A 15,220-nucleotide genomic window follows, 5' to 3' on the forward strand; every position below is an offset into this window, starting at 1 on the left:
TTTATCCTCTGCGGCGAACTCACAGGAGGATGTTTTTTCCATGCGCCGCTTTGAACTCATCGAGGGAACCGCCAGCAAATTCTGGGAAATCGAGCAGGCAGACACCGAGCTCAACATTCGCTGGGGCCGCATCGGCACCGCGGGCCAGAGCCAGACCAAGTCGTTCGACGACGCCACCAAGGCAGGCACCGCGCTGACCAAGCTGGTGGCCGAGAAGACCGGCAAGGGTTACTCCGAAGTGGGCGTGGCCGAGGCGAAGCCGAAGGTGGAGAAGGCAGAGCCTGCGGAAAAGCCCCCTACGCCGACGGCCGTCGCCGCCAGCACCACGGCCGCGGATGCGGCGCCCACCGAAGGCATCGACAGCCAGGCCGACCGCGTGTTCGAAACCGTGCGCGCGCAGATCGAAGCCGGCACGCTGACCTCCAGCGACACGCTCTCGGCCGGCACTCTCAAGCGCCAGCACGGCGTGAGCGAGCAAGGCGCGGCGCTTGCCTTCAAGCGCCTCAAGAACGAGGGCCTGCTGTCAGGCTGGGGCACCAGTTGCACGCCAGCCAAGGACGCCCAGGCCATCGCGAAAGCACTGGGCGCCGCAGCGCCAGGCGCATCGCACGCAGTTCCCCCCGCGACCAGCGTCGAAATACCCGCAAGCGCCGACACCCCGCCCTGGCTCGCCGCCGGCACGCCCATACGGCTCTCGCCCGACATGCAGCGCGAAGCCTTCCCGTCGCGCCGCTTTCCGCCAAAGCCCTCCGACGAAGCGGTGAGCGTGGCCGCAGCCTGGCTGCCGGTGCGCCGCAAGCTCGAGCTCAACGTCAACATGACCGGCACTGACGCGGCCCTACGGGCGGCCACGCAGCGCATGGTCGACCGCAGCACGCAGCCCGACCCCGCGGCCGACGCCGAGGCCGACACCGTGCTGCTGGCACTCGCGCTGGGCACCGGGGGCCGCTACAACGTGCACGAGATAGGCAACGTGCTGGTGAACTACCTCGTGAAGCAGTACGGGCTGCCAGCCACCGTCGACATGGCGCTGGCCGCGCAGCAGATCGATGTGCAGACCGCCTACGACCGCGCAACCCAGAAGCACCAGAGCAGCTTCGGCACCGCCGTCGCCCGCCAGATGGGCGACTCTTACTACGGCCCGCTGGGGCAAGGCGAACAGACGCTGCGCGCACACCTGGCGTTGGCTACCCCCGATGTCTGGCAGGACTGCCGCGACCGCATCGAAGCCGGCCTGCCCAAGGTGCACCCCAGCCGTCAGCCCGCGCTGGCAATGCTGCTGCCCGATGCGCCCGAGATCTCGAACACGCTCGTGCACACGCTCGCGGCCGACAAGACCACGCCCGAAACCATGCACTGGCTGCTGCTGACAGCCACCGACCCCGACGCCATCGCGCTGGCCGCGAAGGTCCGCCTGAGCTATTCAACCGGCTTCTGGGGCAGCGGCCCCATGACGAGCACGCTGGTGCAGGAGCGCGGCCTTGACGCGGTGCCGGTGCTGGAGCGCGGCGCCGCCACTGACGATGCGGGCGATGCGCTGGCTTGCATCGGCACGCCCGAAGCCGTGCAGGCGCTGGCCCGCGTGGCGAGCAATTCGAAGGGTGCGCTGGCGCGGCTGGCGCTGGCCGTCGACCGCTGGCCAATGGCGGCCATTCCCGCGCTGTCGAGGCTGGTCGCGGCGGGAGGGAAAGACGCCAACCTCGTCACGCCCAGCCTCACGCGCCTGCTGCGCGCGCACAGCGCGTCCCTGCCGGCCTTGCGGCCCTGGCTCGATGCCGGCGCGCAGGCGGTGATCGACCGGCAACTGGCGCTGCTGGCCGGCCCCACCGAAGTGGCCGACGCGAGCGAGCTGCCCGGCGTGCTGGCAGCGCCGCCGTGGCTCGCCAAGGTGCAGAAGAAGGCGGCCGGCGCGCTCGTGCTGGAGCCGCTGGCGCTGGCGCCGGTGGAGCAGTGGGGCGAAGGCGAGCGCGAGAAGGCGCTGCGCCTGAACTCATGGCAAACCGGCCGCTACGACGCCGCGCGCAAGAACACGGAGGCACTGCTCGACTCGCTGGGCTTCGACAAGGGCAGGATCAGCCTGGCGCCCTTCGCCAAGACCGCCGCGGCGGCCATCGCGGCCGGCGACGCCGACGGCCTGACCGCCAGCTGGCGCGCGATGGTGGCCGAGCGCAAGAAAGACCGCTACTACTGGTTCACCTTCAATGCAAGCTTCTCGGCGCTGCTGCCGGCGGCAATCGGCGTGCCGTTCTGGAATGCGGTCGCAGGCGAAGCCGAGAGCGACAGCATCGGCATGATCCTGGCCACGCACGGCCTCGCCGTGCTGCCGGGGCTGGTGGCCATGGTGCGCTCCAAGCCCACCGACAATCTCTCGTACGCCCTGAACTACGGCGCCGCCGAACTGGCCATGCCGGCCGCGCGCGCCTTCGCCAAGCTCAAGACGCTGCGCGCCGAAGGCCGCGAATGGCTGCTGAAATATCCAGAGCACGCCGCCGCCGGCCTGATTGCGCCCGCGCTCGGCAAGGCCGGCGAAGCACGTGACTGCGCGGGTTCAGCGCTGCGCCTGCTGCAGGCCAACGGCCACGAAGCGCTGTTGCTCGACGTGGCCGGCCGCTACGGCAAGCCCGAAGTTGTTGAGGCGCTGCGCGCCGTGCTCGACGAAAGCCCGCTCGACCGCTTTCCCACCAGGCGCGCGAAGCTGCCCGAGTTCTGGCAGCCGCGCGGCTGGCGCCGACCCACGCTGAAGAACGGCAAGGCCCTGCCCGACGACGTGCTCGACAACCTCGGCCAGATGCTGACCTTTCCGACCAACGAGGAAATCTACGGCGGCATCGCCGTGGCCAAGGAGGCTTGCGACGCCGACTCGCTTGCCGAGTTCGCCTGGGACGCCTTCACCGCCTGGCTCGAAGCCGGCGGCCCGAGCAAGGAAGGCTGGGCGCTCACCGCGCTCGGCTTCTTCGGCAATGACGACACCGCACGCAAGCTCACGCCCTTCATCCGCGCCTGGCCCGGCGAGGCCGCGCATGCGCGCGCAGTGACCGGGCTCGACGTGCTCGCCACCATCGGCAGCGACGTCGCGCTGATGCTGCTCAACGGCATTGCGCAGAAGGTCAAGTTCAAGGGCCTGCAGGACAAGGCGCGCGAGAAGATCGATGCCATCGCCGAAGCACGCGGCCTCAGCACCGAGGAACTCGAAGACCGGCTCGCGCCCGACCTCGGCCTCGACGAGCAGGGCACGATGCGGCTCGACTTCGGCCCACGCGCATTCAAGGTCGGCTTCGACGAAACGCTCAAGCCCTACGTGCGCGAGACCGGCGCCGACGGTGTCGACGGCGCGCGCCTGCCCGACCTGCCCAAGCCCAAGAAGACCGACGACGCCGAACTGAGCAAGGAAGCGGTCGAACGCTTCAAGCTGCTGAAGAAGGACGTGCGCACCATCGCCAGCCAGCAGCTGCTGCGCCTCGAAGTGGCAATGTGCGCGCGCCGCCGCTGGACGCCCGAGGTGTTCCGCATGTTCCTGGTCGAGCACCCGCTGGTGCGCCACATCGTGCAGCGGCTGATCTGGGGCGTGTACGCGGTGCAAGGCAGTGCCAGCTACGGCGGCACGCTGCAGGCCTGCTTCCGCGTGGCGGAAGACGGCAGCTACACCACGGCGGAAGATGATCCGTTCGAACTGCCCGAGGGCGAGAACATCCGCATCGGCGTGCCGCATGCGCTGGAGCTGCCAGCCGCCGACGCAGCGGCCTTCGGCCAGGTGTTCGCCGACTACGAACTGCTGCAGCCCTTCGCGCAGATCGGCCGCGACATCTACACGCTGACCGACGAAGAGAAGAAGAGCCTGAAGCTGGAGCGCTGGAAAGACGCCAAAGTGCCCACCGGCCGCGTGCTGGGGCTGGCCAACAAGGGCTGGCGCCGCGGCCAGGCGCAGGACGGCGGCTGCATCTGGTATTTCAGCAAGCCGCTGGGCACGGACCGCGTGATCGAGCTGAGCCTGGACCCCGGCATCATCGTCGGCATGGTGGACGAATACCCCGAGCAGACGCTCGGCCAGGTGCAGGTGGGCAAGCCCTCGGGCTGGGGCGACATGCGCGATGCCGAGGCGCTGCACCAGCTCGATCCGATTTCCGCCAGCGAACTCATCCGCGACATGGAAGGCCTCAGGGCATGAGGCTGCGCTGCTGGATGTTGGCCACAGGGCTCGCTCTGGCTGTGACCACGGCCGCAGCCCAAGGCATGGCGCCCGAGGTGCCGACGCAGGTCCGCACGGTGGCAACAGGCGGCGAATGGCTCTCGCCGAAAGGCGGCGGCGTGCTCCGCGTCGTGATTGCCGACGAGGGCTTCGAGCATGTGCACTCGCGCCTCTGGATCGAATGGCTGACCATTGGCGAGCGCGGTACGCCACGGCGAACGGCCCGAGTGCTCGTGAAGGAACTGTCGAACGGCATGGCTGTGCTCAGGCTGGACGACCGGGGCGAGGCTTTCCAGGGCGGCAAGATCCGGCTGAGGTCCACCCACACCTATTCTCAAGACAACACGGACATCACGATCGAGACCGGCAAGCCCGGTCACTACAGGATCCTCTAGCTTCACCCGCACCCATCATGGCCACTTCCAGCAAGTCCTCCCCAGACACCGGCGCATCGAACCTGCAGCGCCCGCCAGCCGAGATCCTGTACGCCGCACAGCTCGCGCGGCTGCAGGCGCAGGACAAAGACCCGCGCCCGCCCGGCTGGGTGCTCGGCCTGAAGGCCGCACGCTCGTTCATCCTCGGCGACGCGGCGCTCGACATCGCACCCAAGATCGTCGCGCCCGTGGCCAGCATCGAGCGCATGCTCGTCACGCTGGCCACCGGCCGCGGGCTGATGCTGGTGGGCGAGCCGGGCACGGCGAAGTCGATGCTGTCGGAGCTGCTGGCCACGGCCATCTCTGGCATCTCGACGCTCACCATTCAGGGCGGCGCATCGATCACCGAAGACCAGATCAAATACGGCTGGAACTACGCGCTGCTCATCAACGAAGGGCCGAGCCCGCGCGCGATGGTGCCGGCGCCGCTGTTCCTGGGTATGCAGAAGGGCCAGGTGGTGCGCTTCGAGGAAATCACGCGCGCACCGCTCGAAGTGCAAGACTGCCTGCTCGGCATGCTGTCGGACCGCGTGATGGCGGTGCCGGAGCTGTCGGGCGAGCACGGCATGCTCTACGCGCGCGAGGGCTTCAACATCATCGCCACCGCCAACACGCGCGACCGCGGCGTGAACGAGATGAGCGCGGCGCTGAAGCGGCGCTTCGACTTCGAGACGGTCTTTCCCATTCTCGACTTCGACCGCGAACTGGCGCTGGTGCAGGAATCGTCGACGCGGCTGCTTGCGCAGAGCGGCATTCCGAAGACGGTGCCCGCACCTGTGCTGGAGCTCCTGGTGTCGACCTTCCGCGACCTGCGCGGTGCGCCCGCGAAGGGCGACAACGGCAATGCGGGCAGCGATGCGGCCATGGACCGGCTCACCGCCGTGATGTCCACCGCCGAAGCCGTGAACGTGGCGCATGCGGTCGGCGTGCGCGCCTGGTTCCTCGAACAGCGCGAAGGCTCGCCCGCAGACCTGGTCGACTGCATCGCCGGCACGGTGGTGAAGGACAACGCAGACGACCGCGCAAAGCTGCGGCGCTACTTCGAGCAGAAGGCAGCCAAGCGCAACGGCGCCCACTGGCGCGCCTACTACGAAGCACGCCACCGCCTGCCCTGAACACGCGCCGATGCAGCAACCCCACATCGTCGGCGTGCGCCACCACAGCCCCGCCTGCGCGCGGCTGGTGGCCGAGCGCATCCGCACGCTGCGCCCGGCGTACGTGCTGATCGAAGGCCCAGCCGACTTCAACGAACGGCTCGACGAGCTGTACCTGCCGCACCAGTTGCCGGTGGCGATCTACAGCTATCTCTCGGGCGACCAGACGCACCGCGGTTCGTGGTCGCCCTTTGCCGAGCATTCGCCGGAGTGGCAGGCGCTGCAGGTGGCACGCGAGGTCGGTGCCGCCGTGCGCTTCATCGATCTGCCGGCCTGGCACGACGCCTTCTCGCGCATGGAGAACCGCTACGCCGACGTGGCCGACCACGAACACGAGGAGCGCGCCGAAGCCTACGAGCGCGCGCTGACCGAAAAGCTCTCGGTGCAGGGCCGCGATGCGCTGTGGGACCACCTGTTCGAGGACGGCTGCGATGCGGCCGAGCTGGCGCAGCGCCTCTCGACCTATTTCGACAACCTGCGCGGCGAAGACCGCGGCTCGCAAGGCAACCAGGCGCGCGAGCAGATGATGGCGCGCTGGATCGCCTGGGCGATGGCGCAGCCGGGCGAACCGGGCCGGGCGCAGGCACTGGTGGTGTGCGGCGGCTATCACGCGCCCGCGTTGGCGCGGCTGTGGCAAAGCGTGCCGACTGAACTGCCCGCCACGCCACAGCCCTCGCTCGAATCCTCCGACGATGAAGAAGCGCCGGGGACGCCCGATCCCGAGGCCACGCTGCGCTTCGGCTCCTACCTCGTGCCCTACACCTTCAAGCGCCTCGACGCCTTCGCGGGCTACGCATCGGGCATGCCCTCCCCGGCCTACTACCAGTGGGTCTGGGACCATGGCCCCGAAGGCGCCGCACACCGCGCGCTGCAACACGTGATGCAGCGCCTGCGCGAAAAGAAACTGCCCGCTTCCACCGCCGACCTGATGGCTGTGCACTTGCGCGCGCAAGGGCTCGCGCGGCTGCGCGGGCACGAGAAGCCGCTGCGCTCCGACTGGCTCGACGCACTGGCCGGCGCGCTGGTGAAAGACGCGCTCGACGCGCCCCTGCCCTGGACTTATCGCGGCGCGATCCGCCCCGGCACCGACCCCGTGCTGGTGCAGGCCATGGACGTGCTGGCCGGCGACACCGTCGGCCGCCTCGCGCCCGGCACGCCGCAGCCGCCGCTGGTGGCCGCCGTACAGGCCGAGCTGGCGGCACACGGCATCGTGCTGCGCGGCCAGCTCAAGCTCGACCTGCTGCTCGAAACCGACCGCGCGAAGAGCCGCGTGCTGCACCGGCTGTCGGTCCTGCGGCTGCCCGGCGTACGCCGCACGCAAGGGCCGAAGCTCGCGATGTCGGGCGAACGCACCGAACTGTGGTCGCTGAGCGAGCCGCTGGAGCAGCAGGCCGCGCTGATCGAGGCCGGCGCCTGGGGCGCGAGCCTGCATGACGCGGCGCGCGCCCGGCTCGAGGACGATCTGCGCCAGGCCCACGGCCGCATCGGCCCGCTGGCCGACGGACTCAACCAGGCCGCGTGGGCAGGGCTGTCGGCGCTCAGCGATGCGCTGCTGCGCGAGTTGCGCGGCGCGATTGCCAGCGAGCCGCGCTTCGAGGCACTGGGCCCTGCCCTGTCGGTGCTGCACACGCTGCTGCGCCACGGCCAGATGCTGGGCATGGCCGATGCGCCGGTGCTGCGCGTGGTGATCGAATCGGGCTTCGACCGTGCGCTGTGGCTGCTGGAGCCGCCCGCCGCCATCACGCCGGCAGACATGCAGGCGCATCTCGAAGGCCACCTCGCGCTGCGCCGGATCGTGGCCGACGTGCTGGCCCATGCGCAGGACAACGCACACGATGCGCACGCACCATCGCTGCTCGACGTGGAGCCGGCCCGCGCGCTCGCCGTATGGCAACGCAAGGCCGCCGACACCAGCGCCGCACCCGTGAGCCGCGGTGCGGCGCTCGGCGCAACGCTGAGCCTGGCTGGCCGGATTGCCGATGCTCAAGCGCACAGCGATCACGGCGTGAGCGAAGCCATGCAGCTGCTGCATTCGCTGCCCGCGCCGGTGCTCGGCGACGCGCTCACTGGGCTGCTGGCGCTGGCGCGCGAAACGCTGTCGTCCGAGCCCGCTTTCGTCGCCGGCATGGACCGCACCGTGCAGGCGCTGGACAACGCCGACTTCGTGCGCGCCATGCCCAGCCTGCGCGCTGCCTTCGCCTGGCTGCCGCCGCAGGAGCGCGGGCTGCTGGCCGACCAGGTGCTGGCGCTGCACGACGCCACGCACCTGTCGCGCCGCGCGCTCACGGCCCACCGCGCCGGCGAGGCTGCGCCCGAGCAATTGGCCGAGGCCCGCCGCGTGGAAGACGCCGTGCTCGCGCGCCTTGCTGCCTGGGGCGTGACGCTGGAAGACGCGCAAGGAAGGCCCCACCCATGAGCCTCGACATTCCCGATCCGCTGCAGCGCTGGCGCCTGCTGCTGGGCGACCCCGCCGAATCGGCCTGCGGCAGCCTGAGCGCCGAGGCACAGGCCGCCGATGCCGCGCTCGACTGGCTCTACGGCCGAGACGGCGACCGTGCGACCCGCGGCGAACGCAGCGCGGGCCTGGGCCCCTCGGCTCTGACCACGCCGGACTGGATCAACGCCATCCACACGCTCTTTCCCAAGGAAGTGATCGAGCGGCTGGAGCAGGACGCAGTCGAGCGCTACGGCATCGACGAAGTGGTGACGAATCTCGAAGTGCTGGAGCGCATCGAACCTTCTGAATCGCTGCTGCGCGCGGTTCTGCACACCAAGCACCTGATGAACCCGCAGGTGCTGGCAGCCGCGCGCAAGCTGGTGGCCGAGGTGGTGCGGCGCATCATGGAAAAGCTCGCCACCGAAGTGCGCCAGGCCTTCAGCGGCAGCCGCGACCGGCGCCGCCGCTCGCGCATGAAGGTGGCGCGCAACTTCGACTTCAAGCAGACGCTGGCGGCCAACCTGCACCGCTACGACCCGGAACGCCGCAAGCTCTACGTGGAGCGGCCGGTGTTCATCAGCCGCACCAAACGGCATGCCGAGCCGTGGGACATCATTTTGCTGATCGACCAGAGCGGCTCGATGGTCGACTCGGTGATCCACAGCGCGGTGATGGCCGCCTGCCTGTGGCAGTTGCCCGGCATGCGAACGCGGCTCGTGGCCTTCGACACCGCGGTGGTCGACCTGACTGCCGACGTGTCGGACCCGGTAGAGCTGCTGATGAAGGTGCAGCTGGGCGGGGGCACCGACATCGCGAAGGCTGTGGCCTATGCGCAGTCGCTCGTCGCCAATCCGCGCAAGAGCATCGTGGTGCTGGTGAGCGACTTCTACGAAGGCGGCAGCGAGCATGAACTGGTGCGCCGCGTGAAGGCGCTGGTCGAGTCCGGCGCGAAGGTGCTGGGGCTGGCCGCGCTCGATTCGAAGGCCGAGCCCAACTACGACCGCGAGATGGCCGCGCGGCTGGTGCGCGAAGGCGCGCAGATCGGCGCGATGACGCCTGGCCAGCTCGCGGGCTGGCTGGCCGAGAAGGTGCAGGGATGAGCGGCTCCACGACAACTTGGCGCGCCGACCTGCTGGAGCTGACGCCAGAGGCGCTGACGGCGCTGGCCAACGCTGGCTTCGTCAAGCGCGCGCAGAAGGATGTGGCGGCCGGCCTGCTGCCGAAAATGGAGACCGGAGCCGACGGCGTGGTGCAGGCGCATTTCGACGACGGCGTGCGCACCAGCCTGCCGCCGGGACGCACGCTGCGCGACGCGCAATGCAGTTGCCCGGCAAGCGGCATGTGTCGGCATCGGGTGATGCTGGTGCTGGCGTACCAGGCGCAGGCTGCGTCGGCAAAGGCCGATGCGCCGGACACGCCCGATGAGGCTTCGGCAGAGCCGGACGGCGCATGGAGCCCCGCGCAGTTCGACGATGCCGCGCTGGCCGCGAGCCTCGCGCCGTCGGTGCTCGAACAGGCGAACAAGCTCGCCGCCGCGCGCCCTGTGGTCGGCGTGCAGGCCTGGCGCAGCGCCAGTGCGCCGCCCGTGGCGCGGCTGCCGATGTGCAGCGTGCGCTTCTTCTCGCGCAGCTCGCTGGTTCATGCGCGCTGCGACTGCAAGCAGGGCAGCGGCTGCGCGCACGTGGTGATCGCGGTGTGGGCCTTCCGGCAGGCCGGATCGCTGGTGCCGGGTTCGGCGGAGGTGATGGTCGAGGTGCAACCGTCCGCGTCCGCTGGCGTGGACACGGCGGAACCCGCGCCGCTGCCCTCAGCCATGCAGGGCGAAGCCGCGCTGACCCTGCGCGCGCAGATCGACGCCCTGCTGCTGTCGCTCTGGCTCGACGGTTCCAGCCAGCCGCTGATGGCGCTGGCGGCCCGCTTCGAGTCCGTGCGCAGCCAGGTGCGCGCGCTGGGCTGGAACTGGATCGACGACGCGCTCGACGAACTCTGGCAGCTGCTGCAGGCCCAGCAGGCGCGCAGCAGCCGATTCGATCCGCTGCGGCTGGTGCGCGTGCTGACCGAGCTGTGGGCGCGGCTGCAGGCGGCGGCGCATGCCGGGCGGCCGCAGGATGGCTCTGCACGGCCCGCGCTACCGGCCAGCCAGATCCTTGGCATCGGCGTGAAGGGCGAGGTCGCGCTCGATCATCTGCGGCTGGTGTCGCTCGGCGCGGAGCTCTGGTCCGACGAGACGGCCGAGGGCGCGAACATTCTCTTTGCCGACCCCGACACGCAGAACGTGACCGTGCTGGAGCGCCAGTGGTCGCGCGAGGCCGATGCGGCAGCCGGCGGCGCGGCGCCCAACCTGCTGAACCGGCGTGTCGCGGGCTTTCCGCTGCGGCAACTGGCGAGCGGACAGGTCATCACCAAGACCGCGACGCGGCGCGCCAACGGGCTGGTCGACATCACGGCGGGCGCGCGGCAGACCGGCGTGCTGCCGCTGTCGCCGAAATCGTGGGACGACCTGGTCGCACCGCTGCGGCAAAACAGCGTGGCGGGGCTGGTGGCGCATCTGAAAGAAGCGCAGCCCGATTTCGTCCGGCCGCGGCAGGCTGCGAGTGGCGCATCGGCTGGTGCCTCAGGGCAGCTGCATGTGGTGGCGTTCGAGCGCATGGAGGTAGCGTCTTGCCATTGGGATGCGGCGGCGCAGGTGCTGCATGCGCGGCTCGGACAGGCAGCGGCGGACGAAGCGAACGAAGCCAGGACCGAAGACGCGCAGCTGCATCTGGCGTTGCCGCATCGCGCGGCCACACCTGGCGCGGTCGATGCGCTGGCACGCGCGCTCGCCGGCGAGTACGGCGTGCTGCGCGCCGTGGCGGGCACGGTGCATCTGCAAGGCAGCCAGGCCGTCATGCAGCCGCTGAGCCTGCTGACGGCACAGCGCGCGGTGGTGCTGCAGGTCGAAGCGGTCGCGCCGAAGCCATTGGATCTGGAAAGCGACGCCGAAGAAGTACCGGCGCTGAATGCGCTGGCCGGCGACACGCTGGAGCTGTTGGCGCTGTGGCTGCGCCAAGGCCTGCGCCATCAGGGCGGCGGCGCAATGTCGAAAGCGCAAGCGCAGGTGCTGCGGTTGAAGCAGGCCGGGCTGGGGCGAGGCGCAACGCTGCTGGAGGCCGTGCTCGAGAACCTGCGGTCGGCGCAAAGGCCGGCGCTGGTGGCGCAACTGGCAATGCTCGGCTTGCTGATGCAGGGCGTGGCGCAATCGGCCTCGGCATGAAAAAACCCCTGAGCCGGTTCAGGACTCAGGGGTTCTTTGCATGGTGCCGCTTGTCGGAATCGAACTGACGACCTTCCGCTTACAAGGCGGGTGCTCTACCAATTGAGCTAAAGCGGCGAAATTCCAGTGCGTGATTCTAGTAGCGCCAGCCGGCATGCCCGGCTGCTCGCTCCTGCCACTGTTACTTGATGCGCTTGAGCGAGGGCCTGGTGCCGCCACCGGCTGGCGGGCGCGGCGGCTCGTCGACCGGATCGGCGGGCGAGCCCGCATCGACCGTTTCGTCGCCGTCCTCGCCCGTCACCAGGTGAACGATCTTGCCGGCATCGCCTTCGGTGCCACGCGAGGCGTCACGCAAGGGCATGCGGGCCGGACCTTGAGGCGAAGGCGCGGAGACCGGACCATCGCTGCCATCGTGCTCCGCAGGAACCGACGGTGCCGGCGCGGGAAACGCCATGCCCTGTCCGTTTTCGCGTGCGTAGATGGCAATCACGCGCCCAACCGGTACGCTGATTTCACGCGCCGTGCCCGCAAAACGGGCCTTGAACTCGATGAAGTCGTTGCCGAGCTTGAGCGAGCTGGTCGCGTCGAAGCTGATGTTGAGCACGATCTCGCCGTTCTTCACGTACTCGCGCGGCACCTGGACGGTGTCGTCGACCTGCACCGCGACATAGGGCGTGAACCCGTTGTCGGTACACCATTCGTACAGCGCCCGGATGAGGTACGGGCGGGTGGAAGACGACTCGAGCGCGTTGATCATGAAAAGCGACGGAAAACGATGGAAGCAGGCACGAAGCTTACTTACTTTCGCATGACCTTTTCAGAAGGCGTGAGTGCTTCAATGTAGGCCGGGCGCGAGAAGATGCGCTCGGCGTACTTCAAGAGCGGTGCCGCGTTCTTGCTGAGGTCGATGCCGTAGTAGTCCAGGCGCCACAACAGCGGCGCGATGGCCACGTCGAGCATCGAGAAGTTGTCGCCCAGCATGTACTTGTTCTTGAGGAACACGGGTGCCAGCTGCGTGAGGCGGTCGCGAATGTGCGAGCGGGCCTTTTCCAGCGCCTTCTCGTTGCCCTTGGTGGTGCGGTTCTCGAGCGTCGAGACGTGCACGAAGAGTTCCTTCTCGAAGTTGAGCAGGAACAGGCGCACACGGGCGCGGTCGACCGGGTCGCCGGGCATCAGCTGGGGATGCGGGAAGCGCTCGTCGATGTACTCGTTGATGATGTTCGACTCGTACAGGATCAGGTCGCGCTCGACCAGGATCGGCACCTGGCCGTACGGGTTCATCACGCTGATGTCTTCGGGCTTGTTGTAGAGATCGACGTCGCGGATCTCGAAGTCCATGCCCTTTTCGAACAACACGAAGCGGCAGCGGTGGGAAAAGGGGCAGGTCGTTCCTGAATACAAGACCATCATGGCGAGAGACTCCTAAAAATCAAAAAGAGTGGGTCGCGTTGGCAACCCACTCTGTGGGACCGGATGCCCGAGGGTATCCGGTCGGCGTGGACGGAACTACTTGACGTCTTTCCAGTACGAGGCGTTCAGTCGCCACACGAATACCACCGACATGGCCAGGAACAGCAGCACCCACACGCCGATGCGGATGCGGGTGTTCTGTGCCGGTTCGGCCATCCATTGCAGGTAACTCACCAGGTCGCCGACCGCATTGTCGTACTGCACGGGCGTCAGGGTGCCGGGAGTGACTTGCTCCCAGCCCTTGAACACTTCGGTTTCGTGGCCGTGCTGTTCGACCTTGGTGTAGACCGGGCGGCGTTCGCCTTGCAGTTCCCACAGGGGGTTCGGCATGGCGACGCTCGGGAACACGAGGTTGTTCCAGCCGGTGGCCTTGGTGTCGTCGCGGTAGTAGGTGCGAAGGTACGTGTAGAGGTAGTCGGCGCCGGTGCCGCCGTGGCCGGCGCGCGAGCGGGCGACCAGCGTCAGGTCGGGCGGCGTGGTGCCGAACCATTCCTTGGCCTGGCGCGCGTCGATGTTGGCCTTCATGGTTTCGCCGACCTTGTCGGTCGCGAACAGAAGGTTGTCCTTGATCTGCTGCTCGGTGATGCCGATGTCCTGCAGGCGGTTGTAGCGCATGAAGGCTGCCGAGTGGCAGTTCAGGCAGTAGTTGACGAACAGCTTGGCGCCGTTCTGCAAGGCGGCCACGTCGGTCGTCTTGTTGGGCGCCTTGTCCCACGCGATGCCTTCGGACTCGGCCGATGCCGCCGCGGAAAAGGTCAGGCCCAGTGCGAGACCCAGGACCGCGAGCCAGCCGGAAATGCTTTTCTTCATCGTGTTTCTCTCAGCTCTCTTGCGCTTCTGGTTCTCAATGAGCGGCGAAGACCACGCGCTCGGGCACGGTCTTGAACTCGCCCTTGCGGCTCCACCACGGCATCAGCAGGAAGAAGCCGAAGTAGAAGAGCGTGCCGATCTGCGAAATGGTCTGCGCGATGTCGAGGGCGAAAGAGCCGATGACCAGGTTGCCCCAGACGCCGGGCGCCTGGATGCCCAGGTAGCCCAGGATCAGGAAGAAGAACACGAACACGCCGTACACATACTTGTGCCAGCCCGGACGGTAGCGGATCGACTTGACTTCGCTGTGGTCGAGCCACGGCAGGAAGAACAGGATGATGACCGAGCCGCCCATGATGACCACGCCCCAGAACTTGGCGTCGAAGTTCTTGAGCAGGAAGATCACGACAGCCGCCACGACGACGCCGGCAATCTTCAGGCCCATGCCCGACTTGCCCTTGACGAGGTTCCAGATGGCGGCCGCGGCAACGATGAGCGCGAACACGTTGACCATGTCGTCGGTGGTCGCACGCAGCATCGAATAGAAGGGCGTGAAGTACCAGACCGGAGCGATGTGGTTCGGCGTCTTCAGCGAATCGGCCGGAATGAAGTTGTTGTATTCGAGGAAGTACCCGCCGGCTTCAGGGGCGAAGAAGATCACCGCCGAGAAGATCGTGAGGAACACCACCACGCCGAAGATGTCGTGCACCGTGTAGTACGGATGCGACGGAATGCCGTCCAGCGGATGGCCGTCGGGACCGCGCTTGGCCTTGATCTCGATGCCATCGGGGTTGTTCGAACCCACTTCATGCAGTGCGATCAGGTGGGCCACCACCAGGCCGAGCAGCACCAGCGGCACGGCGATCACGTGGAAGCTGAAGAAGCGGTTCAGCGTGGCGTCGCTCACCACGTAGTCGCCGCGGATCAGCAGGGCCAGGTCAGGGCCGACGAAGGGAATGGCGGCGAACAGGTTCACGATGACCTGGGCGCCCCAGTAGGACATCTGGCCCCAGGGCAGCAGGTAGCCCATGAAGGCTTCGGCCATCAGGCACAGGAAGATCGCGCAGCCGAATACCCAGATCAGCTCGCGCGGCTTGCGGTAGCTGCCGTACATGAGGCCGCGGAACATGTGCAGGTACACCACGATGAAGAACGCCGAGGCGCCCGTCGAGTGGATGTAGCGGATGAGCCAGCCCCACGGCACGTCGCGCATGATGTACTCGACCGATGCGAACGCCTGGTTCGCGTCGGGCTTGTAGTGCATGACGAGGAAGATGCCGGTGACGATCTGGATCACCAGGACCAGCATGGCCAGCGAGCCGAAGATGTACCAGAAGTTGAAGTTCTTCGGCGCGTAGTACTTGCCCCACTGGTCGTTCCAGAGCTTGCTGAGCGGGAAGCGGTTGTCGACCCAGTTCAGCAGCTTCTCGCTGGCAGGAGCGTTGGGGGAAATCTCGTGGAATTCAGCCATGTTCT

Annotated in this window: 10 protein-coding genes and 1 tRNA gene; 6 read left to right on the forward strand and 5 right to left on the reverse strand. The window is 68.1% G+C overall.

Annotation, left to right across the window (positions count from 1 at the left end):
• Window positions 1–40: 40 nt before the first annotated feature.
• Genes BMW87_RS08920 through BMW87_RS08945 form a run of 6 tightly spaced genes read left to right on the forward strand, consistent with a single transcriptional unit; the run spans window position 41 to window position 11,464 of the window.
• Window positions 41–4,165, forward strand: a complete 4,125-nt coding sequence (locus BMW87_RS08920; protein ID WP_093075839.1) for a WGR and DUF4132 domain-containing protein — start codon at window positions 41–43, stop codon at window positions 4,163–4,165.
• Window positions 4,162–4,581, forward strand: coding sequence for a hypothetical protein (locus tag BMW87_RS08925; protein ID WP_093075841.1), 420 nt, complete (start codon window positions 4,162–4,164; stop codon window positions 4,579–4,581). Before BMW87_RS08920 ends, BMW87_RS08925 begins: the two co-directional genes overlap by 4 nt.
• 17 nt (window positions 4,582–4,598) lie before the next feature.
• Window positions 4,599–5,735 carry an ATP-binding protein gene (locus tag BMW87_RS08930; protein ID WP_093075842.1) on the forward strand — a complete coding sequence of 379 codons (1,137 nt, stop codon included), beginning with the start codon at window positions 4,599–4,601 and terminating at the stop codon, window positions 5,733–5,735.
• Window positions 5,736–5,745: 10 nt separating this feature from the next.
• The gene (locus BMW87_RS08935; RefSeq protein WP_093075844.1) at window positions 5,746–8,190 is read left to right on the forward strand and encodes a DUF5682 family protein; all 2,445 of its coding nucleotides are present in this window, start codon (window positions 5,746–5,748) and stop codon (window positions 8,188–8,190) included.
• A complete protein-coding gene (locus BMW87_RS08940) occupies window positions 8,187–9,311 on the forward strand; it encodes a VWA domain-containing protein (protein WP_093075845.1) in 1,125 nt (374 codons plus the stop codon). Before BMW87_RS08935 ends, BMW87_RS08940 begins: the two co-directional genes overlap by 4 nt.
• Entirely contained in the window at window positions 9,308–11,464 is a 2,157-nt protein-coding gene (locus BMW87_RS08945) for an SWIM zinc finger family protein (protein WP_093075847.1), read from the forward strand. Before BMW87_RS08940 ends, BMW87_RS08945 begins: the two co-directional genes overlap by 4 nt.
• A gap of 41 nt (window positions 11,465–11,505) precedes the next feature.
• Here BMW87_RS08945 and BMW87_RS08950 read toward each other — a convergent pair.
• The 5 genes from BMW87_RS08950 to BMW87_RS08970 all read right to left on the reverse strand — a co-directional run bounded on the left by BMW87_RS08950 (window position 11,506) and on the right by BMW87_RS08970 (window position 15,215).
• Window positions 11,506–11,581: transfer RNA gene (locus BMW87_RS08950), tRNA-Thr, on the reverse strand.
• Between the two features lie 64 nt (window positions 11,582–11,645).
• A complete protein-coding gene (locus BMW87_RS08955; RefSeq protein WP_093048685.1) occupies window positions 11,646–12,221 on the reverse strand; it encodes a ClpXP protease specificity-enhancing factor in 576 nt (191 codons plus the stop codon).
• Between the two features lie 41 nt (window positions 12,222–12,262).
• The gene (locus BMW87_RS08960; RefSeq protein WP_007835362.1) at window positions 12,263–12,874 is read right to left on the reverse strand and encodes a glutathione S-transferase N-terminal domain-containing protein; all 612 of its coding nucleotides are present in this window, start codon (window positions 12,872–12,874) and stop codon (window positions 12,263–12,265) included.
• Between the two features lie 96 nt (window positions 12,875–12,970).
• Window positions 12,971–13,744 carry a cytochrome c1 gene (locus BMW87_RS08965; protein WP_093048682.1) on the reverse strand — a complete coding sequence of 258 codons (774 nt, stop codon included), beginning with the start codon at window positions 13,742–13,744 and terminating at the stop codon, window positions 12,971–12,973.
• A gap of 34 nt (window positions 13,745–13,778) precedes the next feature.
• The gene (locus tag BMW87_RS08970) at window positions 13,779–15,215 is read right to left on the reverse strand and encodes a cytochrome b (protein WP_093048679.1); all 1,437 of its coding nucleotides are present in this window, start codon (window positions 15,213–15,215) and stop codon (window positions 13,779–13,781) included.
• Window positions 15,216–15,220 lie beyond the last annotated feature (5 nt).

This window comes from Variovorax sp. OV084 (assembly GCF_900111625.1).
In the GTDB taxonomy this organism is placed as follows: domain Bacteria; phylum Pseudomonadota; class Gammaproteobacteria; order Burkholderiales; family Burkholderiaceae_C; genus Variovorax.

Coding starts and splice junctions, on each gene's coding strand:
- BMW87_RS08920 (WP_093075839.1), top strand. CDS start 41: ATGCGCCGCTTTGAACTCATCGAGGGAACCGCCAGCAAATTCTGGGAA.
- BMW87_RS08960 (WP_007835362.1), bottom strand. CDS start 12,874: ATGATGGTCTTGTATTCAGGAACGACCTGCCCCTTTTCCCACCGCTGC.
- BMW87_RS08970 (WP_093048679.1), bottom strand. CDS start 15,215: ATGGCTGAATTCCACGAGATTTCCCCCAACGCTCCTGCCAGCGAGAAG.
- BMW87_RS08940 (WP_093075845.1), top strand. CDS start 8,187: ATGAGCCTCGACATTCCCGATCCGCTGCAGCGCTGGCGCCTGCTGCTG.
- BMW87_RS08945 (WP_093075847.1), top strand. CDS start 9,308: ATGAGCGGCTCCACGACAACTTGGCGCGCCGACCTGCTGGAGCTGACG.
- BMW87_RS08930 (WP_093075842.1), top strand. CDS start 4,599: ATGGCCACTTCCAGCAAGTCCTCCCCAGACACCGGCGCATCGAACCTG.
- BMW87_RS08935 (WP_093075844.1), top strand. CDS start 5,746: ATGCAGCAACCCCACATCGTCGGCGTGCGCCACCACAGCCCCGCCTGC.
- BMW87_RS08955 (WP_093048685.1), bottom strand. CDS start 12,221: ATGATCAACGCGCTCGAGTCGTCTTCCACCCGCCCGTACCTCATCCGG.
- BMW87_RS08965 (WP_093048682.1), bottom strand. CDS start 13,744: ATGAAGAAAAGCATTTCCGGCTGGCTCGCGGTCCTGGGTCTCGCACTG.
- BMW87_RS08925 (WP_093075841.1), top strand. CDS start 4,162: ATGAGGCTGCGCTGCTGGATGTTGGCCACAGGGCTCGCTCTGGCTGTG.